At 31.4% G+C, this 25,224-nt stretch carries 28 protein-coding genes; 25 read left to right on the top strand and 3 right to left on the bottom strand.

Annotated features, from left to right (window positions below; all coding sequences use genetic code 11):
* Window positions 1–196: 196 nt before the first annotated feature.
* A complete protein-coding gene (locus tag N5D03_RS12190; RefSeq protein WP_221855673.1) occupies window positions 197–787 on the bottom strand; it encodes a hypothetical protein in 591 nt (196 codons plus the stop codon).
* A 276-nt stretch (window positions 788–1,063) separates the two neighbouring features.
* On the opposite strand from N5D03_RS12190, the gene N5D03_RS12185 reads away from it, so the two are divergent.
* From N5D03_RS12185 to N5D03_RS12120, 14 genes are all read left to right on the top strand, one after another.
* A complete protein-coding gene (locus tag N5D03_RS12185; protein WP_125350566.1) occupies window positions 1,064–2,047 on the top strand; it encodes a MoxR family ATPase in 984 nt (327 codons plus the stop codon).
* Window positions 2,048–2,072: 25 nt separating this feature from the next.
* Complete coding sequence (locus N5D03_RS12180) at window positions 2,073–2,945, top strand: DUF58 domain-containing protein (protein WP_125350567.1); 873 nt, start codon at window positions 2,073–2,075, stop codon at window positions 2,943–2,945.
* Window positions 2,945–3,910, top strand: a complete 966-nt coding sequence (locus N5D03_RS12175; RefSeq protein WP_280051817.1) for a BatD family protein — start codon at window positions 2,945–2,947, stop codon at window positions 3,908–3,910. The genes N5D03_RS12180 and N5D03_RS12175 overlap by 1 nt, the downstream gene beginning before the upstream one ends.
* Window positions 3,911–3,912: 2 nt before the next feature.
* Window positions 3,913–4,929, top strand: a complete 1,017-nt coding sequence (locus N5D03_RS12170) for a VWA domain-containing protein (protein WP_280051816.1) — start codon at window positions 3,913–3,915, stop codon at window positions 4,927–4,929.
* A complete protein-coding gene (locus N5D03_RS12165) occupies window positions 4,929–5,939 on the top strand; it encodes a VWA domain-containing protein (RefSeq protein ID WP_280051815.1) in 1,011 nt (336 codons plus the stop codon). Before N5D03_RS12170 ends, N5D03_RS12165 begins: the two co-directional genes overlap by 1 nt.
* Window positions 5,940–5,956: 17 nt before the next feature.
* Window positions 5,957–6,820 carry a tetratricopeptide repeat protein gene (locus N5D03_RS12160; protein ID WP_219034074.1) on the top strand — a complete coding sequence of 288 codons (864 nt, stop codon included), beginning with the start codon at window positions 5,957–5,959 and terminating at the stop codon, window positions 6,818–6,820.
* Window positions 6,820–8,613, top strand: coding sequence for a BatD family protein (locus tag N5D03_RS12155; protein WP_280051814.1), 1,794 nt, complete (start codon window positions 6,820–6,822; stop codon window positions 8,611–8,613). Before N5D03_RS12160 ends, N5D03_RS12155 begins: the two co-directional genes overlap by 1 nt.
* 162 nt (window positions 8,614–8,775) lie before the next feature.
* Window positions 8,776–9,405, top strand: coding sequence for a hypothetical protein (locus N5D03_RS12150; protein WP_280051813.1), 630 nt, complete (start codon window positions 8,776–8,778; stop codon window positions 9,403–9,405).
* Between the two features lie 66 nt (window positions 9,406–9,471).
* Window positions 9,472–11,004: a histidine kinase gene (locus tag N5D03_RS12145; protein ID WP_280051812.1), complete on the top strand. Its 1,533-nt coding sequence runs from the start codon at window positions 9,472–9,474 to the stop codon at window positions 11,002–11,004.
* A complete protein-coding gene (locus tag N5D03_RS12140) occupies window positions 11,005–11,397 on the top strand; it encodes a hypothetical protein (RefSeq protein ID WP_280051811.1) in 393 nt (130 codons plus the stop codon). It begins immediately after the preceding gene.
* Between the two features lie 9 nt (window positions 11,398–11,406).
* Entirely contained in the window at window positions 11,407–11,727 is a 321-nt protein-coding gene (locus N5D03_RS12135; RefSeq protein ID WP_280051810.1) for a CPBP family glutamic-type intramembrane protease, read from the top strand.
* Window positions 11,728–11,733: 6 nt separating this feature from the next.
* Entirely contained in the window at window positions 11,734–12,486 is a 753-nt protein-coding gene (locus N5D03_RS12130) for a LytTR family DNA-binding domain-containing protein (protein ID WP_114998638.1), read from the top strand.
* An 83-nt stretch (window positions 12,487–12,569) separates the two neighbouring features.
* Window positions 12,570–13,184: a MarC family protein gene (locus N5D03_RS12125; protein WP_114998639.1), complete on the top strand. Its 615-nt coding sequence runs from the start codon at window positions 12,570–12,572 to the stop codon at window positions 13,182–13,184.
* 14 nt (window positions 13,185–13,198) lie between these two features.
* Window positions 13,199–13,399 (top strand): hypothetical protein, encoded by a 201-nt coding sequence (locus tag N5D03_RS12120; RefSeq protein ID WP_038336158.1) that lies wholly within the window; start codon window positions 13,199–13,201, stop codon window positions 13,397–13,399.
* 44 nt (window positions 13,400–13,443) lie between these two features.
* Here N5D03_RS12120 and rnpA read toward each other — a convergent pair whose 3' ends face one another.
* Complete coding sequence (gene rnpA, locus N5D03_RS12115) at window positions 13,444–13,824, bottom strand: ribonuclease P protein component (protein WP_038336156.1); 381 nt, start codon at window positions 13,822–13,824, stop codon at window positions 13,444–13,446.
* A gap of 112 nt (window positions 13,825–13,936) precedes the next feature.
* On the opposite strand from rnpA, the gene N5D03_RS12110 reads away from it, so the two are divergent.
* The 4 genes from N5D03_RS12110 (at window position 13,937) to N5D03_RS12095 (ending at window position 17,315) form a co-directional block, all read left to right on the top strand.
* Window positions 13,937–14,347: a BrxA/BrxB family bacilliredoxin gene (locus N5D03_RS12110; RefSeq protein ID WP_038336154.1), complete on the top strand. Its 411-nt coding sequence runs from the start codon at window positions 13,937–13,939 to the stop codon at window positions 14,345–14,347.
* A gap of 257 nt (window positions 14,348–14,604) precedes the next feature.
* Window positions 14,605–15,600 (top strand): aspartate-semialdehyde dehydrogenase, encoded by a 996-nt coding sequence (locus tag N5D03_RS12105; protein WP_038336152.1) that lies wholly within the window; start codon window positions 14,605–14,607, stop codon window positions 15,598–15,600.
* Between the two features lie 291 nt (window positions 15,601–15,891).
* The gene (locus tag N5D03_RS12100; RefSeq protein ID WP_280051809.1) at window positions 15,892–16,296 is read left to right on the top strand and encodes a sigma-70 family RNA polymerase sigma factor; all 405 of its coding nucleotides are present in this window, start codon (window positions 15,892–15,894) and stop codon (window positions 16,294–16,296) included.
* The gene (locus N5D03_RS12095) at window positions 16,293–17,315 is read left to right on the top strand and encodes a hypothetical protein (protein ID WP_280051808.1); all 1,023 of its coding nucleotides are present in this window, start codon (window positions 16,293–16,295) and stop codon (window positions 17,313–17,315) included. The genes N5D03_RS12100 and N5D03_RS12095 overlap by 4 nt, the downstream gene beginning before the upstream one ends.
* Window positions 17,316–17,351: 36 nt before the next feature.
* On the opposite strand, the gene N5D03_RS12090 is transcribed toward N5D03_RS12095, so the two are convergent.
* Window positions 17,352–18,281: a bifunctional riboflavin kinase/FAD synthetase gene (locus N5D03_RS12090; protein WP_125350580.1), complete on the bottom strand. Its 930-nt coding sequence runs from the start codon at window positions 18,279–18,281 to the stop codon at window positions 17,352–17,354.
* Window positions 18,282–18,451: 170 nt separating this feature from the next.
* Here N5D03_RS12090 and N5D03_RS12085 point away from each other — a divergent pair, with 170 nt between their 5' ends.
* The 7 genes from N5D03_RS12085 to metX all read left to right on the top strand — a co-directional run bounded on the left by N5D03_RS12085 (window position 18,452) and on the right by metX (window position 24,967).
* On the top strand, window positions 18,452–18,718 hold the full coding sequence (locus N5D03_RS12085) for a hypothetical protein (RefSeq protein WP_280051807.1): 267 nt from the start codon (window positions 18,452–18,454) through the stop codon (window positions 18,716–18,718).
* A 57-nt stretch (window positions 18,719–18,775) separates the two neighbouring features.
* On the top strand, window positions 18,776–19,423 hold the full coding sequence (locus tag N5D03_RS12080) for a GLPGLI family protein (RefSeq protein ID WP_280051805.1): 648 nt from the start codon (window positions 18,776–18,778) through the stop codon (window positions 19,421–19,423).
* 6 nt (window positions 19,424–19,429) lie between these two features.
* Window positions 19,430–20,143, top strand: coding sequence for a GLPGLI family protein (locus N5D03_RS12075; RefSeq protein WP_230477402.1), 714 nt, complete (start codon window positions 19,430–19,432; stop codon window positions 20,141–20,143).
* A 143-nt stretch (window positions 20,144–20,286) separates the two neighbouring features.
* Window positions 20,287–21,795, top strand: coding sequence for a F0F1 ATP synthase subunit beta (atpD, locus tag N5D03_RS12070; protein ID WP_114998651.1), 1,509 nt, complete (start codon window positions 20,287–20,289; stop codon window positions 21,793–21,795).
* An 85-nt stretch (window positions 21,796–21,880) separates the two neighbouring features.
* Window positions 21,881–22,174: a F0F1 ATP synthase subunit epsilon gene (locus N5D03_RS12065; RefSeq protein ID WP_038336143.1), complete on the top strand. Its 294-nt coding sequence runs from the start codon at window positions 21,881–21,883 to the stop codon at window positions 22,172–22,174.
* 447 nt (window positions 22,175–22,621) lie between these two features.
* On the top strand, window positions 22,622–23,929 hold the full coding sequence (locus N5D03_RS12060; protein WP_280051804.1) for an O-acetylhomoserine aminocarboxypropyltransferase/cysteine synthase: 1,308 nt from the start codon (window positions 22,622–22,624) through the stop codon (window positions 23,927–23,929).
* A gap of 30 nt (window positions 23,930–23,959) precedes the next feature.
* The gene (gene metX, locus N5D03_RS12055; RefSeq protein WP_280051803.1) at window positions 23,960–24,967 is read left to right on the top strand and encodes a homoserine O-acetyltransferase; all 1,008 of its coding nucleotides are present in this window, start codon (window positions 23,960–23,962) and stop codon (window positions 24,965–24,967) included.
* Window positions 24,968–25,224: the final 257 nt, after the last annotated feature.

Here is a 25,224-nt window from a genome sequence, read left to right as displayed (position 1 = left end):
TTAGAATTATATTCTTTTCATTTTTCTTGAAACAAAGTTGCAACACAAAAAAAAGACGTCAAAAATATTGAGGTAAACGAGTGTTAAGTATCGGTGAAATCAAGGATTTATTAAATTTTTTAACAAAGTTGTCAAATTTATTGAATAAAAAAATCCATTCTTTATCGAATGGATTTTGATGTATTTTTTTGAAAAATTATTTCAATTCTTTTCCTAATAATTTTCCAGTTGATTCGTAAGCAGAAGCAATTCGACCGTATTCCATAACAAAATCATTTTTACCCGAAGTTCCTTTTACTTTATCCGATTTTATAGAAAGTAAAATGTTAGAAGGATTTGCAGTTTCAACAAAATTTAAAGTTGTGCTTAGTTTTGCTGGTTCAATAGCTATACCAGCATGATAACCAGGATAAATCCATTCAGAATTGATAATCAAAGTATATTTTGCAGCTGGATTTTTTACAAAATTTAATTTTTTAGATTTAGTAGTTCCTTTTATAAATTTATCCAAAAAAGTAACATTTCTATTTTCATTCCAATCTGCAAGCCATTGTTTCCAATAATTTTCTCCTCTTTTCGGATTATTTAAAACATCTTTTTCACGTTTCTCTAAATATTCAGTTTCAGTTTTATTTTCATCATAAAATTTAACATCATCAAATAATAGTTGAACATTAATTTCTTTTTGATCTTTTAAAAAATCAGTGTTTCCAGATACAACCTGAATCTTTTGAGCAAAAGTTAAAATGCTTGTTATAAAGCAAATCATCAGTAAATAATTCTTCATACAGTATTGTTTTTCAGTAAAAATATAAATATTCTTTAAATAGTTATTGTATAATGATTTAAAGAAATATTGTTTAGAAACGATTATGGTTTATAAATAGTTTGTAAGTCTTGGAAAAATTTTACTGAAAATAACAATCAAAACGTTTGGTACACTACTTTTGTCTTAACAAAGTTTAACAATATTGTATGAAAGTTTTAATTTCTAAATCAATTGTATTTGTTAATTTTAGAGGAAATTTGAATCAATAATATAAACATTAATTTCAAAGAAATTTTGGATATACAACAACTAAACCAACAAATAGAAGCAAAAAGCGAAAGTATTGCAAGGTTGACATCGGAAATCAATAAAGCGATTATTGGACAAGAAAAAATGATTGAAAGTCTATTAATTGGATTACTTGGAAATGGACACGTTTTATTAGAAGGTGTTCCTGGATTAGCAAAAACATTAGCGATTAAAACACTATCTGATGCTGTTGATGGATCTTTTTCTCGTATACAATTTACACCAGATTTGTTACCTGCCGATGTTGTAGGGACACTTATTTACAATGTAAAAGAAAACGATTTTAGAATCAAAAAAGGACCAATATTCGCCAATTTTGTTTTAGCTGATGAGATTAACCGTTCGCCTGCAAAAGTACAATCTGCCTTGTTAGAAGCAATGCAAGAGCGTCAAGTAACAATTGGTGATGAAACGTATCCGTTACAAAAACCTTTCTTGGTTTTGGCAACTCAAAATCCAGTGGAACAAGAAGGAACTTATCCTTTGCCAGAAGCGCAAGTTGACCGTTTTATGTTGAAAACTGTAATTACTTATCCGGAATTTGAAGCAGAACGTTTGATTTTAAGAAATTCGATTAATCAATCTTTTCCAAAAATTGAGAAAGTAATTTCTATTCAAGAATTGTTGGATGCGCGCGAAATGGTGAAACAAGTTTATATGGACGAAAAAATTGAAAAATATATTTTGGATATTATTTTCGCAACTCGTTTTCCAGAAAAAGTTGGATTAGAAAAATTGGTTCCAATGATTTCGTTTGGTTCTTCACCTCGTGGATCAATCAATTTGGCACAAGCTTCTAAAGTGTATGCATTTTTACGTAAACGCGCTTATGTTATTCCAGATGATGTGCGTGCAATGGCAAAAGATGTGTTGCGTCATCGTATCGGAATTAGCTACGAAGCAGAAGCAGAAAATGTTACGCCAGAAGAAATTATCGACAATATTCTTAATGTTGTTCCAGTTCCTTAAACCACTATTCAAAATCATTTAAACTTTGGATGCAAAAGAAATCATCAAACGTGTAAAACGTATTGAGCTAAAAAGCAAGCGCAAAGCGAGCAACCTTTTTATGGGTGAATATCACAGTTCATTCAAAGGAAGAGGTATGATTTTTAGTGAAATTCGTCCTTATCAATACGGTGATGACGTTCGTAATATCGACTGGAATAAAACGGCTCGATACAGCGAACCTTATGTAAAAGTTTTTGAAGAAGAACGAGAATTAACCATGTTTTTATTGGTTGATGTTTCGAATTCTGAAAACTTTGGAACACGAAAACAAATTAAAATGGAAACAATTGCTGAATTGAGCGCTACATTGGCTTTTTCGGCAATTACTTATAATGATAAAGTTGGTTTGATATTATATTCGGATCAAGTGGAGAAATTTATTCCACCCAAAAAAGGAAAACAACATGTGTTGCGTTTGGTGAGAGAAATTGTTTCGTATGAGCCAAAAAGTAAGAAAACTGATTTAGCAGAGACTTTGGAAACATTTATGAATTTGGTTCGCCGAAAATCAAATGTTTTTATTCTTTCAGATTTTATTGATTCGTCTGATTATGAAAAAGCGTTGCGAATCGTAGCAAAAAAACATGATGTGACTGGAATTAGAGTTTATGATGAAAAAGAACAATCTTTTCCAGATGTAGGTTTGGTTCATGTGCAAGATAACGAAACAGGCGAAATCCGCTTGATAGATACTTCATCGAAGAAATTGCGTCAACAATATGCGCAATATTATCGTGATTTAGATCAACGTTATCAATCTATTTTCAAGAAAAATCATTCAGGCGCAATCAGTATTCGTACCGACGAAGATTATGTTCGCCCATTGTTAAACTACTTTAAAAGTCATAAAGCCTAATGAAGAATTTATTGCTTTTAGTAAGTTTTTTTATCCTTCAATTTTCGTTTGCGCAAGAAATTACGCCAAAATTAGATCGCACGACAATCAAAATTGGCGAGCCAATCCAATATGAAGTAAAAATTGATTACAAAGAAGGAGATAAAGTTGTATTTCCTACGATTTCAGATTCAATTAATCATCACATCGAAGTTTTAGGTCAAAAAATTGACACGGTAAAAACGGATGGAAAATCTGAAATTGTTCAACATTTAGAATTGACTGGATATGATGCAGGGAAATTTAATATTCCATCATTTATCATTCAGAAAAATGGAAAAGATTTAACAACAAAACAACTCGAAATTGATATTCAAGATATTGCAATTGATACAACGAAAAATGCAATTTTCCCGATAAAACCTGTGATGGAAGAAGAATATTCTATTGGAGATTATTGGAATAAATATTGGTTGTACGGCATTATTGCGTTGATTTTATTTATCATCGGAATTGTTTTGGTTGTATTATATGTTCGCGCAAAATCGAAATTATCTGGCAAAGATTCGTACAAAACGCCTTATGACGAAGCGAAAGCAAGTCTGAAAGCCTTGGATGCTAAGAAATATTTGAAACGTGGTGAACAAAAAGAATATTACACGCAATTATCATTTATTGTAAGACGATATTTAGGACGTATTTATAACTTTTCGGCATTAGAAATTTTGTCGGATGATTTGGTAAAATATGTTGCGACAAAACCAGATGTTTTACCAGAAGATGTGCAGAAATTTAAACAATTTTTGTTCGATGCTGATTTGGTAAAATTCGCAAAACAAGAATTTGATGAACCAACAAATATTTCGCACCGAAATTGGGTAGATGAATTTGTAGATCGTGTAAAACCATTAGAAATTCCGGAGAACGAAGATTTGAAAAAAGATCAAGTGACGGGAGAAAAATATAAACAGTTTAATAACAATTAGGAATGCTAAATTTTGAGTTTCAAAATCCTTGGATCTTACTCTTATTGCTTGCTTTGCCTTTCTTTATTTTCAGAGAAATTCGCAAAACGAGCCAGAAAAAAGCATCCTTAAAATTACCTTCGCTCAAAGCATTTGGAGGTGCAAAAAGTTCGTTAGCGACGTACAAACCACTTTTATTTTTGATGCGAATTATCGCAATGGCTTTGTGCATTGTTGCCTTGGCTCGTCCGCGTTATGTAGATGTTACAACAAAAGTAAAATCGGACGAAGGAGTTGATATTTTATTGACTGTAGATACTTCGTTGAGTATGTTAGCACGCGATTTGAAACCAGATCGTTTAACTGCGTTAAAAGAAGTTGCAAAAGACTTTTCACTTGGAAGAAAAACGGACAGAGTTGGTTTGGTCGAATATTCTGGAGAAGCTTTGACACGTGTTCCATTAACAACAGATCGTGATGTTTTGACGCAAGAAATTGAAATGTTACATTCAGGTAGTTTGGCTGATGGAACAGCAATTGGAGTTGGTTTAGCAACAGCTGTTAATCATCTCAAAAATAGTAAGGCAAAATCTAAAGTAGTTATTTTGATTACAGATGGTGTTGAAAGTGTAAATCCTTCTGGAGATTTGATGTATGTTTCGCCAAGACAAGCCGCTGATATTGCAGCAGAGAAAGGAATAAAAGTGTATACAATTGGTATTGGAACAAACGGAATGGCACCTATGCCTGTTGGTTACGATATGTTAGGTGATTATGTTTTTGAGATGCGTCCTGTACAAATTGACGAAAAATTGTTAGAAGAAGTTGCAGATAAAACGGGAGGTTTATATTTCCGTGCAACAAACAATGAAAGTTTGAAAAACATTTATGACGAAATTGACAAACTTGAAAAAACAGAAATTAACGAAGTCAAATATTATAATTATACCGAATTGTTTGCACGATTCTTATTGCCTGCATTCATCCTTTTGGTATTAGAAGCCATTTTACGAAGAACCGTTTTTAAAGAATTAATCTAATGCAGTGGGGAGAATTACATAATATTTGGTTGATGATTTTATTGTTTGTCGTTATTTTTCTATCGATAACAGTATTTCAATGGCGCGAACGTGTAAAGAAAACATTTGCAGATAAAGAATTATTTCCATTTGTTTTTCCAATCACATCTTCAAAGCGTTATGGCTTCAAAATCATTGCATTTTGTGTGGCTTTATTTTTAATGGTGATTGCATTGATGGATCCACTTTATGGTGAACGAGATGTGCAAGTAAAGCGCGAAGGAATTGATATGGTTTTCTTGTTAGATTTATCAAGTTCGATGAATGCGCAAGATGTTGCTCCTTCTCGATTAGAAAAAGCAACAAAATTAATCACAGAAACATTACATCAATTAGGTGGAGATCGAGCTTCTTTGGTTGCGTTTGCGGCGAATGCTTATACCATTTCTCCATTGACAAATGATTATGCTGCAATCGAAAGTTATTTGCAAAATGTTAATACTGAGTTAATTTCGAGTCAAGGAACAAATTACTTAAATGCGATTCAGGAAGCTGCAAAAACATTCAAAGGATCGGCGAATACAAGTAAATTAATTGTACTAATTTCGGATGGAGAAGACAACGAAAATACAGTTAATCAAGCTTCTAAAATAGCAAAAGATAACGGAATTCATATTGTATCAGTTGGTGTTGGAACAGATAAAGGAGCTCCAATTCCGATGTATTACAATGGCTACGCCGAAGACTATAAAAAGGACGAAACAGGTTCTATAGTTATTACAAAATTAGAAGATAAAAATCTTCGTGAATTGGCACAAGATACAAACGGAACTTACATTCATTTGGATAATACGCAAGATGCATTATCCGCATTATCAATGTATAAAGCCCGATTAGATAAAAACGAAATTGCTAACTCTACAACAAGAGATATGAATCATATTTATCAGTGGTTTTTAGCGGTTGCGGTTTGTTTACTTTTTGTGGAATTATTAACATCTGAATATAAGATTTTTAACAAAAAGAAATAGTAAGTTTGTATGGTAAAATGATGTACTTTTTAAAACAAATAGGATTTTTAGGAATAATGCTTTTATCCGTTTTTGGTTATAGTCAATCGAAAGCGAAAAGCTACATTATTGAAGGAAACGAGTATTATCAAAAAGGAAAATTTGATAATGCAGAAGTTGCCTACAAGAAAGCTACCATGGAAGATCCAACTTCTGTCAAAGCAAATTACAATTTAGGAAATGCTTTATTTCAACAAAAACGTTACAAAGAAAGTATAGCGCATTACAAACGTTCTGCTGAAGTATCTAAAACGAATAATGATAAACATTTGGCTTATCACAATTTAGGAAATGCTTTTATGCAGGAAAAAGATTATCAAAATGCTGTTGATAATTACAAACAAGCCTTACGAAATGATCCAAAAGATGATGCAACACGTTACAACTATGCATTAGCAAAAAAAATGTTAGAAAAAGAACGTGAGAAACAAAAAGATCAAAATAATAAGGATAATAAAGATCAAAACAAACAAGATCAAAATAATCAGCAAAAACAACAACAGCAGCAAAATAAACAGAATCAACAAAACCAAAATAACCAAAAGCAAAATCAGAATCAGAATCAATCTCAACAACAACAATCTGATCAGCAGAAACAGCAAAATCAAGGAGGAAACCCGAAAGTTGGTGGTGAAAATGGAAACAATAAAGGACAAGGAAATAATCAATCTCCAGAAATCAAACAAGGAAATAATGGAGACGGAAAAGAACAAGATAATGCAAAGAATAATTTGGGAGACGGTTTGCTAAAAGCATTGCAAAATCAGGAAGCCAAAACCCAACGAAAAATTATTCAACAAAAAGCAGAAAAACAACGAACAACAACATCTAAGGATTGGTAATGACAACGACAAGCGTTTTAAATAGCTTTTTAGTGTTTGCCTTAACGTCTATCACAGCGTTAGCACAACAAATTTCTTTTAAATCTGATGCAGATAAAACACAGGTCAGTTTAGGAGAAGCATTTAGCGTGGGCTTTTTTATCGAATCTAATACAGATAGTTATTCGATTGATCAACCAATGAAATATCCTCCACATAATGGATTACAAATTGTAGGTGAACAACACTCGCAAAATGTTTCTTATGTGAATGGAAAAGGAGTGATAGAAGAAGGAATTATCCTTGCTTTTGTTGCTGAAAAAGAGGGTAAATATCGCATTGGAGCTGCTAAGATTGTGATTAATGGAAAAACCTATACATCAAAACCTGTCGATGTTGTAGTGAAAGGAACAGGATTGACGCACAATAATTTTAGAAGTAATACTTCGCAGCCTGTTTTTCTACAAAGTAAAGTTTCGAAAACGAATCCTTATGTGAACGAACAAGTTGGTTTATCAGTAAAATTATACGTAAAAGATTTATCTTATCTTAATCGTAAACAAAACTTTCGTCAAGGAAATTTAGACGGATTAAGCCCAAAAATTGTAAAAAGCTCTCCCGAAAATATCAAGCAAGAAATTGTTGGAGGAAAACAATATTTCTCCGAAGAAATTGCACGTTATTATGTTTTTCCTCAAAAACCAGGAAAGATAGAAATCGATCCGTTTTCGGTAGATGTGGTGTTGCCAACAACGTATGGAGCGGAGCCTGTAGAAGTGCGTAGTAATCCAGTTGTGATTAATGCAAAAGCACTTCCAGAAGAAGGAAAGCCAAAGAATTTTAGCGGTGCAGTTGGTCAATTTAAAATGAACGCTTCGGTTGATAAAAAAGAAGTTGCAACCAATGAAAGTGTAAATTTTGATGTTGAAATTATTGGAACAGGAAACTTTAATACGATTAATTTACCTGAAATTACGACGCCAAAAAATTTAGAAAAATTCGCACCGAAAAAACGCGATGCATATAAAACCTATGATACAGGAATGAAAGGAAAAGTTGCTGAGCAAACAGTTCTTGTCCCAAATTTTGGAGGAGAATATACGATTTCGCCTGTAGAATTTTGTTATTTCGATCCTGTTAAAGAGAAATATGTAACCTTGAAATCAGATTCGATTAATTTGTCTGTTTCAGGTTCTAAAACTTCTTCTGCAACGGCTGTGGCTTCTAATTCACCAGATTCGACAATTTCTGATAAAATAGAAGAAATGACGAACGATGTGAAAGAAGGAAAAAGCGGTTGGTTGTGGTTAACTGGTGGTGTAATTGCATTGAGTGCTGGAAGTTTATTTTTGATGAGAAAGAAAAATAACCCGACACAAAAACAAAAAATTGAACCAAAAATAAAACCTCTTAACGAGCAAAATAATTTTGAATCATACCAACCAAAAACAGAAACCCAAAAGTTTACTTTGGTTGAAAAACCAACGATAAATTCGAGTCAAATTTCTGCTGAATTAGATGAATTGAAGCAAAAAATAAACGTTGAAGACCAAAAAGATTTTTATCAATTACAAGAAAATATTTTGTGTAATGCTGCGCTATTAAAAACGAATACAGATTTAGCTCATTTTTCTGACGAGGTGATTGCAAATAAATTGATCGAAAATGGTGTTAGTGAATTAGCCGTAGAACAATGGAAATTGTTGCTGAACAACGCACGACAAGCTAAATATGCCTTTGGTGGTTTGCATCAAAATTTAGAAGAAGTTTTCGAAGCTACGCAAAATATTTCCGAAGAATTATTACGAAAATAAATTTCAAGTTTTTTAGATAGTAAAAGGGACAATCTCAGTTTTGAGTTGTCCCTTTTATTTTTGTCCTTACAACTCATCCTCAAAAATTGACAATTCGGTAACATATAATTTCAAACAAGAAGTGTTTGTAAGAACTTTGACTCAACAAATAAAAAAACATAAATGATAAAAACAGTTTTCTTAACAATCGCAATTTTATTCACTGTATCAACTTTTGCACAAAAGAATTTTGAATCAGATATGAATAAAACTTTAACGGAATGGAACAAAGGAAATCATTCTTCTGAAGCTAATTTTAAGCAATTAATAAATGATTATCCAAATGAATGGTTACCAAAATATTACTTGACTTTTTCTGAAGTTTTGAAAACGTTCGAATCAAAAGATATTGCTAAAAATGAAGAAATTCTTTTGAATGTAAAAACTCAAATCGATGATTTAGTCAGAAATAATCCATTAAATGTAGAAATTCTCAATTTGAAAGCCTTGTATTTAACAGCAGAAATTGTGCAGAATCCAATGCAAAATGGAGCAATTTATTATCCAGAAGTAGTACAAATCTATCAAAAATCGTTGATGTTAAATCCAACTAATCCGCGTTCTGTTTTAGGTTTGGCTGAGTTTAATATCAATGCTGCAAAATATAGAGGAATGGATATTACACAAGATTGTAAAAATGTAAAAAAATCTTTAGCTTTATTTAATGCTGAAAAGCCAAAAAATAATGAACCGATATGGGGAAAAAATCGTGCCGAAGCCTTGTTGAATAACGAATGTAAAAACGTACTATAATGATAGCTTTAGTTGCACAATTTATTCACGAAATTATTTTTTGGTTAATTAATTTGATTGCTTGATATGGATAAGTATTATAAAGGATATTTGAGATTATTTTCATTTGTATTTTCATTTGCAATTTTAGTATATGTATTTGATTTTAGTACAATTAATTTTCAAAATAATTCAAATTTTGATTTAGGTGTAGAAGTAGGCTTGTTAACAGGAAACTTTCTAAAATTTGTTGCTTTAGGGTTGGTCTTTTTAAAATTCTTAGAAGGAATTATTGTTTCTGACAAAAAGTTAATTGTTCGTAATATTTTGATTCTATTTGTAATCAATGTTTTGATTTATAGCGTGATATTTTTTACATCTCCAAATGTATCATTCAATCAATTTTTTCATCCAGAAGCTATCAAATATTTTATCGGATATTTTTCGTTCAGTGTTGCAGCATCTTTTGTGAATACAAGCATTTTTAATGAATATAGAATAGATGTACCAGATTCGCCTAAACCAGAAAAAGTTTTAAGAAAGTATTTTTTACGTTCTATTATTTATACGTTGGTATTGTATTATGTATTCGTGGAGTTTGCGAATCTCCTTTTGCAGAAATATATTTTTTACGATCAATCGATCAATTATCTTTTAGTTGCAGTTATCACGGTTTTCTTTTTGTTTTTATTCTTTATTATCGATCGAAAGAAAAATAAATTAGAACGTAAAATTGTTATCGAATCAACAAAAGCAGAAACAGCAACTGCACAATTCGAAACCTTAAAAAGTCAATTAGACCCACATTTTTTATTCAATAGTTTGAATGTTTTAACTGGTTTGATTGAAGAAAATCCAGATAATGCGATAGATTTTACAACATCGCTTTCTAAGATTTATCGATATGTTTTAGAACAAAAAGACAAAGAAGTTGTGTCGATTCAAGAAGAAATAAATTTTGCAAAAACCTATGTCAACCTTCTAAAATTAAGATTTGAAAATAGCATCGATTTCGAAATTGAACAAATAACTTTCTCTGAAACCGAATTTATTGTGCCACTTTCTTTGCAGATTTTATTAGAAAATACAATCAAACACAATATTGTATCTGATCAAAAACCTTTGAAAATTAAAATTTATAAAAAAGATAATTATTTGATAATTGAAAATTCTTTCCAACCAAAAGAAACCATTAAAGATTCGATAGGAATTGGGCTGAAAAATATTATTAATCGTTATCAATTAATTTCTAACCGAGAAGTGAACATCGAAAAAAATGAACAACTATTTCGTGTAGAACTTCCCATATTAACACAAAAAAATACAACTATGAACACACAAAATTTTGACGAACAACAGGCTTATTTACGTGCAATAGAACGCGCAAAAGAATTGAAAAAGTTTTATGCACATTTAGGAACTTATGTTGTAATGAGTTTATTCTTTTTTATTCTGAATTTAGTTACAAGTAATGGACATTGGTGGTTTTATTGGCCAGTTTTAGGTTGGGGATTGGGAGTTGCATTAAATGCTGTCAAAGTTTTTGCGTATGGTTCTGGTTGGGAAGAAAATAAAGCCAAAGAAATCTTGGAAAAAGAGCAAAATAAAAAGTGGCAGTAAATGAATTTTATAAGTCAAATAAAGCAAACAAATTGGATTAGAATAATCATTTTTTATGGATTGATATTGATAGGAACTTTTCTGATTCGTAAATGTCCTAATTTTTTACAATTGATTTTTGGAGGTTTAGTAGATTTTCAACTGCCTTGGAATATGAATCATGGGTTGATTATTTTTTTGATTAGTTTACTTTTCTATAAATTCTCTAAGATTAAAAAAGAAGTTTCTCTTTTGGGAAAAGAAAGTTTAAAAACATTGATTTTTCCATTTATACTAATCATTGGTTATTCAATTTATGGATTTGAGAATAGCTATGGAATAAATAAACATTTGTGGGCAGCGATTTTTATTTCTGTGACGTTGCTTTATGATATAATGGAAGAATATACTTGACGAGGTTATTTGAACGATGTTTTAGGAAATATATTTTGGATAATAAAAAGTATTATAACAGGAATATTTTGGGCTGTTTGGCATTTATTAATTTTTAAGGATTTCGATCAATTTGGAGGTTTTGGAATTTTCATGTTATTGTGCATTGTTTTTTCTTTTGTATTAACCTTTTCAACGATTCGAACAAAATCGATTATCGTTCCAGCAACAATTCATGCTTTAATGGCAAAAACAAATCTCGCAACATTGATCATTTTTGTCATTATACTTGCTTTATTATTTGTTTGGAATAAAATTTTTATGAGAAAACCGATTCGTGAACTAACTTAAAAAAAGATGAAAATATTAATTATAGAAGATGAAAAGCCTGCTGCGCGTTTATTAAAGCGACGTGTAGAAAAATTGGGTTATCAAATACATGAAATGTTGCATTCTGTAGAAGAAAGTGTAGCGTGGTTGAAAACGAATCCAAATCCAGATTTAATTTTTCTGGATATTCAGTTATCAGACGGTTTGTCGTTTGAGATTTTTAATCAAGTTAATGTTTCGTCTGCGATTATTTTTACGACGGCTTATGACGAATATGTATTGAAAGCGTTTAAATTAAATTCGGTTGACTATTTGTTGAAACCTGTTGATGAAGAGGAATTGAAGTTTGCAATTGAAAAATTTGAAAAACAATTTCAGCAAGCATCTTCAAGTTTTAATCTAAATGAATTGAAAAATTTTTTTTCAAATAATCAAACAGAAAAATTTAAAGAACGTTTTTCGATTAAAATAGGAACATCAATCAAAATTATAGAAATCGATAATATTGAATGTTTTTTTAGTGAAAACAAAGCAACGTATATTCATACAAAAGAAAACCGAAATTATTTGGTAGATTTTTCGTTGGATAAAGTGGAAGAACAAATCGACCCGAAAAAGTTTTTTAGAATTAATCGTAGTCAAATTATTCAAATCGATTCGATTAAAGAAATTACAATGTATTCTAATTCTAGATTAAAAATAATTTTAAATACTTACAACGAACAAGATATGATTGTGAGTCGCGAAAAAGTGACAGATTTTAAGAATTGGTTGGATTAAGATTGATTTCTTGCTTTTTTATGAAAATTTGTTCATAAAAACTTTTATTTTTGCATCAACCAATTAATTATCACTAAATACGAATGGAAAATATAATATCATTTTTTCAGAAATTCTCTTTCAATCAAATCGGAACAACTTTCGCCGTACTTTTTGCAGTTATCGATATCTTAGGAAGTATTCCAATTATTGTAGGAATTCGAAGCAAAGTTGGGCATATTCAGTCTGAAAAAGCGTCTATCGCAGCAGGAATCTTGATGATTTCGTTTTTATTTTTCGGAACAAAAATTTTGAAATTAGTTGGTGTTGATGTTCAGTCGTTTGCCGTTGCTGGAGCTTTTGTGATTTTTATCATCGCTATCGAAATGATTTTGGGAATTGAAATCCAGAAAGGAGTCGAATCCAACTCTGCATCCATCGTTCCTATTGCGTTTCCGTTAGTTGCGGGTGCAGGTTCGTTGACAACTGTACTTTCGCTTCGTTCGCAGTTTGCAGATATTAACATTGTGATTGCGATTATATTAAATATGTTAATCGTATATTTGGTGCTGAAATTCGCAGGAAAACTCGAAAAATGGATGGGACCTGGCGTTTTATCGGTGCTTAAAAAAGTATTTGGAGTAATTTTATTGTCAATCGCAATCAAATTATTTACGTCAAATATCGGTGCATTGTTTATGAATGAAATTAAAATTTAAAAATTCATTATCTAATGAAAACATATATTTATATCGCGACAATCGTTTTGTTGATAGGTTTAGGTTACAACCTATATGAGATGGATTATAAAGCTGGTTTTATGGCTGAGGAAAACTTTCGTAGCGTTTTAGGAATTGGAGCATCGGTTTGTGGATTAATTTTAGTATCTGTATACTTTAGTTTTTTCAGATTGCAAACAAATCTTAAGAAATAAACAGTTTTACAACTTATAATAAATGAAAAAGATTAATCCTAGGATTAATCTTTTTTTGTTTGTATCGCTTCGTTTAATTTTTCTAATAAAGTTTTGACAGATTGTTCGATTACTTCAAAAGGTTGATGTTTTGTAGAAGTATAAATCATCACTAAATCAACCGAATAGTTTTCATTAGGTTCAAGTAACAATTTATTTAATCTGTAAGCTTCTTTAGCACGGCGTTTCAATAAATTTCGGTCAACTGCGTATTTAAATTTTTTCTTTCCAACACTTACTCCTACCCTTATATTGTAATCCGCTTTCGGCTTGATTTTGTAGACAAATCTAATCGGATGAGAAACAAATGTTTTTCCATCAGAAAACAATTCATCGAATGCTTTTCTGCTTTTAAGTTTCTCATTCTTACCAAAAGTCAATTTCATATTGCAAAATTCTATGTAAATTTGTTGCTGCAAAAGTAAGTATTCTAAAAAGTTTTAGAATTATGTAACTTTGAAAATAATTTATTTTTATTTAAAACAAAAAAAGAACAATATGTATCCAGCAGAAATAGTAATGCCAATGAAGGCTCAGTTGACTTCTAATGGTTTTGAAGATTTAACTACTCCAGAACAAGTAGAAGCAGCAATAAAACAAGAAGGAACAACTTTGGTAATGGTAAATAGTGTTTGTGGTTGTGCTGCAGGTGCTGCAAGACCAGGAGTTGTAATGTCATTAGATAATGATAAAGTTCCTACACACTTAACAACAGTTTTCGCAGGATTTGATAAAGATGCTGTAGCAAAAGCACGTGAATTTTTTGCTCCATTTCCTCCAAGTTCTCCAGCAGTTGCTTTATTCAAAGATGGTGAATTAGTACATATGTTAGAGCGTCACCACATCGAAGGGCACTCTGCAGCAGCTATTGCAGAAAACTTAAAAGCAGCTTACAACGAGTTTGCTTAAGACTAAATTTGAAGGTTATTTCAAAAATATTTTAAAAAGTGGAGCAATTTGTTCCACTTTTTTTGTGTTCAAAATTCTTATAAAAAAGAGTTTTATAAATTTTAATTCGAGGAAAAGTTTAAAAACCTGAATTAACATCATAACATAAAATATATCATATCAAATTGATTGCTAAACCTATGAAATAGAGAAAAATGTATCAAAATAATCTGTAAATTAGCAATTCGAAATTTTTTAATATATTATTTAATAAACAAATGAGAATAGCAGTCGTAGGCGCTACCGGAATGGTCGGCAGAGTTATGCTCCAAGTTTTGGAAGAAAGAAATTTTCCAATCACTGAAATTATACCAGTAGCATCAGAAAGATCAATAGGAAAAACTATTGAATACAAAGGAAAAGAATACAAAATTGTATCAATGCAGGATGCTGTAGAAATGCGAGCTGATATCGCAATCTTTTCAGCAGGTGGAGAAACTTCCAAACAGTGGGCGCCTAAGTTTGCAGAAGTCGGAACAACTGTAATTGACAATTCATCGGCTTGGAGAATGGATCCAGATCGTCCGTTGATTGTACCAGAAATCAATGCAGATATTTTAACAACAAATGATAAAATTATCGCAAATCCTAACTGTTCTACAATTCAGTTGGTAATGGTGTTAAATCCTTTGCATAAAAAATATGGAATTAAACGTGTTGTTGTTTCTACGTATCAATCGGTTACAGGAACTGGTAAAGATGCAGTTGAACAATTGAATGGAGAAATTGAAGGACGTGATGTTGCGAAAGTTTATCCATATCAAATCTTCAAAAATGCATTGCCTCATTGTGATGTTTTTGATGAAGAAACAGGTTATACAAAAGAAGAATTGAAATTAACGCGTGAGCCTCGTAAAATTATGCGTGTGGACGAAATGAATATCACTGCTACTGCGGTTCGTGTTCCTGTGCAAGGAGGACATTCGGAGTCGGTGAATATTGAATTTGAGAATGATTTTGATTTAGCCGAAGTTCGCAAATTATTAGCAGAACAGGAAGGTGTAACAGTACAAGATAATCCAGACACAAATACTTATCCAATGGCTTTCTATTCAGAAGGAAAAGACGATGTTTTTGTAGGACGTATACGTCGTGATTTATCTCAACCAAATGCATTAAATTGTTGGATTGTTGCAGATAATTTACGCAAAGGTGCAGCTACAAATGCAGTTCAAATTGCTGAATATCTAGTAAAACATAATTTAGTAGGATAAAAAATTCAATTAAAAATGAATATAAAGTCGCTCTTGTAGCGACTTTTTTTATGTTTAATGAATAAGTTTTCAGAACTTTAACAAATATTTTACGCTATCAAAGCAACCATAAGCGTAATTTTCGCATCTAAACACTGAGAAAGAAAAAGTATTTTGGACGAAAAACAACTCATAAAAGCTTGTATCAACAATGATTCGAAAGCACAGCGGCTGCTTTACGAAAAATATGATGCGCGATTTTTTGCGGTTTGTAAACGTTATTTTACCGATATATAACAAGCGGAAGATGCGTTGGTAAAAGGTTTTTTGAAGATTTTTCAGAATCTTGAAAATTATTCGTTCGAAGGAAGTTTTGAAGGATGGATGCGAAGAATTATGATTAATGAATGTTTGATGGAGTTGCGGAAAAATAAAATTTTTCACCTTAATGTAGACGATTACTCCTCTTCTATTTCATCTAATCAAGAAGCTTCGCAACAAATCGAAGAAGATGATGTGATGAAACTCCTCGATTATCTACCCGAAGGCTGTCGTCTCGTGTTTACCCTTTACGTTATTGAGGGATATAAGCACAAAGAAATTGCCGAAAGTTTGGGCATTACAGAAGGAACATCTAAATCGCAACTTAATTTAGCGAAGACGAAATTGAAGGATATGTTAAGTATGAATGAAAATATAAAATCAAATTTATCGTGAACACAAACGATCCAATAGAAGATTTATTTCGATCAAGAAGTAACGAAACTGTCGGCGAAAAACCGAGAGATTTGGTGTGGAAACGTATTGAATCTGGTTTGCAGAATGAGGAAAAGGAAAAGAAACCTATTCGTGAATTTGTTTCAAGTGTATGGTTTTCTGCAGCCGTTTTCGCGTTGATTGCGATTCCTTACTTTGTGCTTTTTATCGAGAATATTAATACTGAAAATAGAGAAAATTCACTTGAAATTGTCAAAACAAATGTCCCAGTTATTGAGCAATCGCCTACTGAACAAGAAGAAATAGTGGTTTTGGAATCGAAAGATAAAGATTTGGAAAAACCTCTAGAAATAGTAAAGAATGATAAAGTTACAAAACAGCCTGTTTATAAAGTAATGGAAGGGCATTCTGCTGGTGCAATTGATGATAAAGGATATTTTCCTCAATTATCTAAAGCGTCCGCTCCAAATGCTCCAGTTACTTTATCAGCACCGCAAGCAATGGAAGCTCGTTCTAAGGTTTTAGATTCGATAGAAAAAGAAGGTCAATATGCTAAAGCAAATAGTCAAAATTTTGGCTATACAAAAGATTCAGTCATTTCGGATAAGTTAGCAGGAAAAGCTTCAGGTGTCGTGATTAGGGGTGTTTCTAAAATGAAAGATACTTCTGATGTGATGAAAATGACGGTTGTTGCAGAAACACGAGCTGCAAATGCTTCGTTAGAAACAGCTTCGATGATGGATGTTTCTCCAAAAAAATCTGAAATTGACAAATATGCAATTGTTTATAAACCTTTAAAGTTTACAGTAAAATCGGATATTCTACGTACTAATTTTAAATTACAAAAGAAATCAAAAAATAAAATTTCGTTTGAAAGTACAACGAATAATCTTGTCATTACATTCGAAAAAGTAAATGATAAAATTGTTTTAACAACAAACGAACCAAAGGTTGATGCAACGCTTTTGGGAGTTTTGGAAAAAAATAAAAAAGAAATATTTAAATATTATAATAAATAGAGATTAAAAAAAGGTTCGCTTTTAGCGAACCTTTTTTTAATTATTTCCATATAATTTTATTGCATTTTCTTTGTCTTGATTCATCGCGATGATTAAATCATCTAACGAGTCAAATTTCTTTTCATCTCGCAAATGTCCTAAAAATTCAAGGCAAATTGTTTCTCCATAAATTTCTCGATCAAAATCCAATATATTCACTTCTACTCGATGTTCGCGAGAATTGGTAACCGTTTCTCGAAATCCGATACTTAATAAACCTAAATATTTTTGATTATCTACAAAAACATCAACCGCATAAACGCCATCTTTTGGAATCAATTTATTAGGATCAACTTGTAAATTAGCGGTAGGAAAACCAAGTGTACGCCCAATTTTATCACCATGAACAACTTCTCCAGAAAGTGGATAATGATAGTTTAACGCTTTGTTCGCATATGCGATATTTCCTTCGATAAGTGCATTTCTAATTTTTGTAGAACTCACCGCCACATCATTTTCTTCGACAGCTTGCAATTGAATCAAATTGAAACCATATTCTTTCGAAAGAACTTGTAATTGCTCGAAATTTCCTTCTCTATTTTTCCCGAAATGATGATCGTAACCAATGACTAACGTATCAATATTGATTTTATCAACCAATAAATTTTTGACAAATTCGACAGAAGTTACTTGTGAAAAATCTTTTGTAAACGCTTGAATAATCAAATGTTCTAATCCAAATTGACGTAAAACATTTTCTTTTTCCTCTAAAGTGTTCAAAAATTTAAGATCACAATTTGGCTGTAAAACCATTCTGGGATGTGGATTAAAAGTAATCAAAACGCTTTCTCCATCAATTTCCTTTGCAATTGTATTGAGTTGTTTTAGAATAGATTGATGTCCAATGTGTACACCATCAAACATGCCCAAAGTAAGGACGGGACGTTTGATAGGTTTGATTTCTTCTAAGGATTGATAAACGTTCACTAATATATGATTTGCTACAAATTTAAGGCTTTCAAATCGATTGACAATTTTATTTTTTAACAAGGTTAGTTCTAATTTATTGATTATTAGATAAAAAGATTAAAATAAATTTGGAATTACTAAATTCATTTACTAAATTCATAATATTATTAACATATAAAATATTTATTATGAAGAAAATTATTTTACTAGGAGCCTTATTGGTAAGCTCTTTTTCTATTGCAGAGTTTAATAATTCTACAAATCTTTTAGTTAAAATTAACAAAGAGAAATTTGTAGAATCTAAATCGACACCTGACGCATGTTTTGTGAGAGAATGTACAATTACAACTACTGTAGGTCCTGATGGAAATACTTACACAGAAAAAACATGTTCTCCATGGGTACAAGTACTTTGTCCTAATACTGAAGAAGAATCTGCACCAGGTATTTATTAATATCTAATGGCAGACTTTTTTGTCTGCCATTTTAATAAAAAATAATACAATCAAAAGATGAATAAATTAAGTTTTTTAATACTGATATTTTTTTTGATATCTAATTATACATATTCACAAAATCAAGGAAAGATATTTTATAAAAAAATAAATGTTGATGGAAAAATGAATACTTCAATTTTAATCTATGACGAACATGAATCATTTTTTTATACAATATTAGATAAAGCTATAACAAAACCTTTCAGAGATGAATATGGAACACTTGTTCAGCCAAGTAATACAATTGATTCTATTGCTAATAAAAGATTGTTTAATTATTATGATAGAAAAAAAAATAAGTTTTACTTAAATAATATCAATAAAAACCAAGAAATATTAATGTCTATAACTCCTAATAATGACGAATGGATGTTGACAGATGAAACGAAACAAATAGGAGATTTCAAATGTTTTATGGCGTATAAGATTATTAATGAAAAAAAATATTTTGCTTGGTTTACAGAACAATTACCATTGCCATATGGACCAATCGCAATTAATGGATTGAAAGGTATTATATTAGAATTGTATAATGAAGATAAAACAGTTTTTTTTGAATTTGAAAAATTTGAAAATACTAGCGAATTAGTTCAATCATATATTAGTGAATACGATTTTTCAAATGCAATTACTTATCAAGAATATTTAGAACTAAAAAAATAATTAATCATGAAAAATATTCTTTTATTATTTATCGGGGTGTTCGTTTATTCTCAAAATTATAAAGTTGAATATGATGAAATTTATTTGTTACCAGAAAGTTCTAAAAAGAATCTTTCAGATGTAATAATTAGTAACTATGAGACACCTAAAGAACATGTTTTACTAATAAATGAAGACGATTTGTGCTTATATAAAAAACAAGAAAAATTAGGTCAAACAAATAGTGTAGAATCTATAGGTAATTACACAACTAATTTTATTGTTACAAATCCATCAGAAAAATACATTTATCAAGATATTACGATCGAGCATAAAAACTATAAGGTTAAGTCTCCATTAAAACTAAGCAATAGATGGCAAAATCATCGCGAAACAAAAACAATCAACGGAATTTTAGCAACTAAATTAACCTTAGAATCAATCAATGATTTTACAGAAGTTTGGTATGCTAAGGATATCAAAACAAAATGTGGTCCATCAAAAATATTAGGTTATCCAGGTTTGGTATTAGAAGTTTTTATTAAACCAAAATCGGATGATAAACCTACTGTTATTTATAAAATGAAAAATATTGATTTCCTAAAAGATGATTCAGAATTAAAACCTTATTTCTCTAAAATATCAAATGAAACAATTACACAAGAAGAGTTTAGCGAAATATATAAAGCCTACCAAAAAAACGTACAAGAAATGTACGGAGGTGGAATTGATAAAGATTAATATGATTAAAATTTAGTTAATTATTATAAATTCTTGATTACTAATCAAAATATTATGACAAAAATCTTAAAAAGTATATAAATTATACAATGTTTTTAACTTACCTTTGCACCCAAATAAAATAAACTAAATCATTTCATATAATGGCAAATCAAAAGAAAGGTAAGATTGCACAGGTTATTGGACCTGTAATTGACGTTATTTTTGATAACGCAGAAGGCCTTCCAAATATTTATGATGCATTAGAGGTTCCTCGTCAAGGAAAAGAAACATTAATTCTTGAAGTCGAGCAACACATCGGTGAAGATACTGTACGTTGTATCGCAATGGATAGTTCTGATGGTTTACAAAGAGGTCAAGAAGTTATCGCTTTAGGAAAACCAATTATGGTTCCTATCGGAGAAAACATCAAAGGACGTGTATTTAATGTAGTTGGAGATGCTATTGATGGTTTAGGGAATTTAGACAAAGAAAATGGTTTACCTATTCACCGTCCAGCTCCAAAATTCGAAGAATTATCAACATCTGCAGAAGTTTTATTTACAGGGATTAAAGTAATTGACTTAGTAGAGCCATACGTAAAAGGTGGTAAAATTGGTTTATTTGGTGGTGCCGGAGTAGGTAAAACAGTATTAATTCAGGAGTTGATGAACAACATCGCTAAAGGACACGGAGGTTTATCTGTATTCGCTGGTGTTGGTGAGCGTACTCGTGAAGGTAATGACTTAATGCGTGAGATGATTGAAGCTGGATTAATTAATTACGGTGAAGATTTCATGCACTCTATGGAAGGTGGATCTTGGGATTTATCTAAAGTAAACAGCGAAAACATGAAAGAGTCTAAAGCTGCTTTCGTTTTCGGACAAATGAATGAACCTCCAGGTGCACGTGCTCGTGTTGCTTTAACAGGTTTAACATTAGCTGAATATTTCCGTGACGGAGATGGACAAGGTCAAGGACGTGACGTATTATTCTTCGTAGATAATATCTTCCGTTTTACACAAGCAGGTTCTGAGGTTTCTGCCTTATTAGGACGTATGCCATCAGCCGTAGGTTATCAGCCAACATTAGCAACTGAAATGGGTGCTATGCAAGAGCGTATTACATCTACTAAAAACGGATCTATTACATCTGTACAAGCAGTATATGTACCTGCCGATGATTTAACTGACCCTGCGCCAGCTACGACTTTCGCGCACTTAGATGCTACAACGGTATTAGATCGTAAAATTGCTTCATTAGGTATTTACCCAGCGGTAGATCCATTGAACTCTACATCTCGTATCTTATCACCAGCAATTATTGGTAAAGAACATTACGAAACAGCACAACGTGTAAAAGAAATCTTACAACGTTACAATGCTTTACAAGATATCATCGCGATTTTAGGTATGGAAGAGTTATCAGAAGAGGATAAATTAGTTGTACACCGTGCACGTCGTATCCAACGTTTCTTATCTCAACCATTCCACGTTGCAGAACAGTTTACAGGTATTCCAGGTGTTTTAGTAGACATCAAAGATACAATCAAAGGATTCAACATGATCTTAGATGGTGAAGTTGACCAATATCCTGAGGCTGCATTCAACTTACGTGGTACAATCGAAGAAGCGATTGAAGCTGGAGAAAAAATGTTAGCAGAAGCTAAATAATATAATTTAACCATATAAAGAGTGCTTACGTTTCTTTTCTTTTTGAAAGTTGCTAAGTACTCTTTTTTTTAAAAACAATAGGATTATGCACTTACAAATTATTACGCCAGAATTCGTAGTTTTCGATGCAGAAGTAGATGCTGTTACTTTACCAGGTAAAGATGGTGAATTTCAGTTATTAAATAACCACGCTCCTATCGTTGCAACTTTAGGTGAAGGAACAATCAAAATTAAAGTTCACACAAAAACTTTCGAAGATTTCGATAATCAATCTGGAAAAGTTTATAGTTCTCCATCTAATGAATCTACATTATTGTTAGATATCAAAGGAGGAACAATAGAAATGAACAATAATAAAGTAATCGTTTTAGCAAACTAATTACTTTTTTATCATAAAACTTAAAAGGAGATCAATTTTGATCTCCTTTTTTTATGTTTTCTACTTAATATTCTCTTTTTTACTTCAAATTTTATTCTGTTTAAATCCTTTTTATAGATTTCGAAAGAAATATTTTTAACTTTTTGGCATGAATATTCTTTTTAAATCAATTTTATAGATTTATTTTCTAAAAACTAATTATAAATTTTATTATTTAGAAAATTATTCTAATTTCACATAAAATATAAAACTACAAAGTGTAGTTAGAAATGAATAATTTTTAAAGATGAAGTACAATTCTAAAAAACATTCTTTTGGACACGGCGTCCTGCTTCAGAGCATCTATAATTGTATCAATAGTAAAATTCGAATGTGCAGCTGCTAATTTTAGCTAACTAACCTACCCTACTATTTATTAATCGTAGTCACATTCAAAACAATTTTATTATGTCAACAGAAAAACAATTACATTTCGATACTTTACAAGTACACGCAGGTCAAGAAGTAGACCCATCAACAGGCTCTCGCGCTGTTCCAATTTATCAAACATCTTCTTATGTATTTAATGATGCCGAACACGGAGCAAATTTATTTGCTTTGAAAGAATTTGGTAACATTTACACAAGAATTCAGAATCCAACAACCGACGTTTTCGAAAAACGTATTGCTGCGCTGGAAGGTGGTGTTGCGGCATTAGCTGTTTCATCGGGACAAGCGGCACAATTTATTGCTTTAAATAATATTTTAGAATCAGGAGATAATTTTGTTTCGGCTTCTAATCTTTATGGCGGAACATATAATCAATTCAAAGTTGGTTTTAAGCGTTTAGGTGTTGATGTTCGCTTTGCTGAAGATGCAGATCCAACAAAAATTGAATCATTAATTGATGAAAATACAAAAGCGATTTATGCAGAAACGATAGGAAATCCGAGTTTTAATGTTCCAGATTTTGAAGCAATCGCTGCAATTGCACAAAAATATAACATTCCATTTATTGTGGATAATACGTTTGGTGTGGGCGGTTATATTTTCAAACCTTTAGAGCATGGAGCAAACGTTGTCGTAGAATCTGCAACAAAATGGATCGGTGGACACGGAACTTCTATCGGTGGAGTTATCGTGGATGGTGGAAATTATAATTGGGGTAATGGTAGATTTCCACAATTTTCTGAACCATCAGAAGGTTATCATGGTTTAGTTTTTTCCGATGTTTTTGGAGTGAATGGTCCTTTTGGTAATATTCAGTTTATTATTCGTGCCCGCGTCGAAGGTTTGCGCGATTTTGGTCCAGCAATTTCACCGTTCAATTCTTTTTTATTGTTACAAGGTTTAGAGACGTTGTCGTTAAGAGTTCAGAAACATTTGGACAATACGTTAGAAATTGCGCGTTGGTTAGAACTTCATCCGCAAGTTGAAAAAGTGAATTATCCTGGATTAATTACTTCTCCAAGTCATCATTTGGCAAAAAAATATTTGAAAAATGGTTTCGGAGCTGTTTTATCATTCCAAATTAAAGGTGATGCAGACAAAGCGAATCAATTTATTGATAGTTTAAAATTGATTAGTCATTTGGCAAATGTTGGCGATGCAAAATCGTTAATTATTCATCCTTCTGCAACAACTCATCAACAACTGAGCGATGATGAACAAAAATCTGCTGGAGTTTTTCCTGGTTTATTGCGTCTTTCTGTCGGAATTGAATATATTGATGATATCAAAAATGATCTTCAGCGAGCTTTTGATAAAATTAAGTAAACAAAGTATTATTAGCTATAAATTAATTCAGTGAATTTTTATCAATATAATTATACAAAGCCATTTCAATTAGAAAATGGTCAAATTCTCGAAAATTTAACCATTGCTTATCATACAGCGGGAACGTTGAATCCCGAAAAAAATAATATCATCTGGGTTTGTCATGCTTTAACGGCAAACTCGGATGTTTTTGATTGGTGGGCTGGTCTTTTTGGAGAAAATGAATTGTTCAATCCAAAAGATCATTTTATTATTTGCGCCAATGTGATTGGTTCTAATTATGGAACGACAAATCCGTTGTCTACAAATCCTGAAACAAATTCGCCTTATTATCGAGATTTTCCTACAATTACGATAAAAGATATGGCAAATGCGCACCAATTGTTGGCAGATCATTTAGGAATTTCAACTATTCATTTATTAATAGGTGGTTCACTCGGTGGTCAACAAGCGTTAGAATTTACGTTACTTGATCAAGTTAAAGTGGATAATTTGGTTTTGTTGGCGACAAATGCGGTACATTCTCCATGGGGAATTGCGTTCAACGAATCGCAGCGTTTGGCTATCGAAGCCGATGCAACTTTTAACGATAAAATTGAGGATGGAGGAAGAAATGGATTGATTGCGGCGCGTACAATTGCGATGTTGTCTTATCGTACCTATATTATATATGAACAGAAGCAAAAAGACAAGGATTCTGTTTACAACGATTTCAAAGCGTCTTCTTATCAAAAATATCAAGGTGAAAAATTAGCAAATCGATTTAATGCACATTCATATTGGACACTTTCGAAAGCGATGGATTCACAAAATTTGGCTCGAAAGAGAGAGTCTTTAGAGAAATCTTTGGCTCAGATTTCTTCGAATACTTTAGTGATTGGAATTTCTTCGGATATTTTATTTCCGCCAAGTGAGCAAAAATTTATAGCGAATCATATCTCAAATGCAAAATTTATCGAAATAGATTCTATTTTTGGACACGATGGTTTCTTGGTCGAATTACAAGAATTAAATACAATTTTGGAACATCTCGTATAATATTATGAAATGAATAATAATATGAAGCTCGATTTATTCGAGCTTTTTTTATTTATAAATAGATTCTACTTCGTAAAATTTCTCTCGAGTCGTTCCTTCAAAAGTATCCATTTTACTTTTCTTTTGTTCAAGAAAAGCAAAACGTCTAATCATTTTCTGCGGTAAAAACGGGCTTTTCCCGTCTAAAATCTCTTATCTCGCATCTCACATCTAAAAATAATCAAAAAATATTTCCCATCATACCAATTACTTAAGAG

Source organism: Empedobacter sp. GD03861 (genome assembly GCF_029840885.1).
In the GTDB taxonomy this organism is placed as follows: domain Bacteria; phylum Bacteroidota; class Bacteroidia; order Flavobacteriales; family Weeksellaceae; genus Empedobacter; species Empedobacter falsenii_B.
The sequence above is the reverse complement of the archived record's forward strand: the minus strand, read 5'-3'. Positions and strand labels throughout refer to the sequence as shown.

What these genes read in the sequence shown, in the direction of transcription:
- N5D03_RS12120 (WP_038336158.1), top strand. Translation starts at nt 13,199, where the DNA reads ATGAAAACATATATTTATATCGCGACAATCGTTTTGTTGATAGGTTTA.
- N5D03_RS12085 (WP_280051807.1), top strand. Translation starts at nt 18,452, where the DNA reads ATGAAGAAAATTATTTTACTAGGAGCCTTATTGGTAAGCTCTTTTTCT.
- N5D03_RS12060 (WP_280051804.1), top strand. Translation starts at nt 22,622, where the DNA reads ATGTCAACAGAAAAACAATTACATTTCGATACTTTACAAGTACACGCA.
- N5D03_RS12075 (WP_230477402.1), top strand. Translation starts at nt 19,430, where the DNA reads ATGAAAAATATTCTTTTATTATTTATCGGGGTGTTCGTTTATTCTCAA.
- atpD (WP_114998651.1), top strand. Translation starts at nt 20,287, where the DNA reads ATGGCAAATCAAAAGAAAGGTAAGATTGCACAGGTTATTGGACCTGTA.
- N5D03_RS12190 (WP_221855673.1), bottom strand. Translation starts at nt 787, where the DNA reads ATGAAGAATTATTTACTGATGATTTGCTTTATAACAAGCATTTTAACT.
- N5D03_RS12140 (WP_280051811.1), top strand. Translation starts at nt 11,005, where the DNA reads ATGAATTTTATAAGTCAAATAAAGCAAACAAATTGGATTAGAATAATC.
- N5D03_RS12150 (WP_280051813.1), top strand. Translation starts at nt 8,776, where the DNA reads ATGATAAAAACAGTTTTCTTAACAATCGCAATTTTATTCACTGTATCA.
- N5D03_RS12080 (WP_280051805.1), top strand. Translation starts at nt 18,776, where the DNA reads ATGAATAAATTAAGTTTTTTAATACTGATATTTTTTTTGATATCTAAT.
- N5D03_RS12105 (WP_038336152.1), top strand. Translation starts at nt 14,605, where the DNA reads ATGAGAATAGCAGTCGTAGGCGCTACCGGAATGGTCGGCAGAGTTATG.
- N5D03_RS12130 (WP_114998638.1), top strand. Translation starts at nt 11,734, where the DNA reads ATGAAAATATTAATTATAGAAGATGAAAAGCCTGCTGCGCGTTTATTA.
- N5D03_RS12110 (WP_038336154.1), top strand. Translation starts at nt 13,937, where the DNA reads ATGTATCCAGCAGAAATAGTAATGCCAATGAAGGCTCAGTTGACTTCT.
- N5D03_RS12160 (WP_219034074.1), top strand. Translation starts at nt 5,957, where the DNA reads ATGATGTACTTTTTAAAACAAATAGGATTTTTAGGAATAATGCTTTTA.
- N5D03_RS12165 (WP_280051815.1), top strand. Translation starts at nt 4,929, where the DNA reads ATGCAGTGGGGAGAATTACATAATATTTGGTTGATGATTTTATTGTTT.
- N5D03_RS12155 (WP_280051814.1), top strand. Translation starts at nt 6,820, where the DNA reads ATGACAACGACAAGCGTTTTAAATAGCTTTTTAGTGTTTGCCTTAACG.
- N5D03_RS12125 (WP_114998639.1), top strand. Translation starts at nt 12,570, where the DNA reads ATGGAAAATATAATATCATTTTTTCAGAAATTCTCTTTCAATCAAATC.
- N5D03_RS12065 (WP_038336143.1), top strand. Translation starts at nt 21,881, where the DNA reads ATGCACTTACAAATTATTACGCCAGAATTCGTAGTTTTCGATGCAGAA.
- N5D03_RS12175 (WP_280051817.1), top strand. Translation starts at nt 2,945, where the DNA reads ATGAAGAATTTATTGCTTTTAGTAAGTTTTTTTATCCTTCAATTTTCG.
- rnpA (WP_038336156.1), bottom strand. Translation starts at nt 13,824, where the DNA reads ATGAAATTGACTTTTGGTAAGAATGAGAAACTTAAAAGCAGAAAAGCA.
- N5D03_RS12145 (WP_280051812.1), top strand. Translation starts at nt 9,472, where the DNA reads ATGGATAAGTATTATAAAGGATATTTGAGATTATTTTCATTTGTATTT.
- N5D03_RS12170 (WP_280051816.1), top strand. Translation starts at nt 3,913, where the DNA reads ATGCTAAATTTTGAGTTTCAAAATCCTTGGATCTTACTCTTATTGCTT.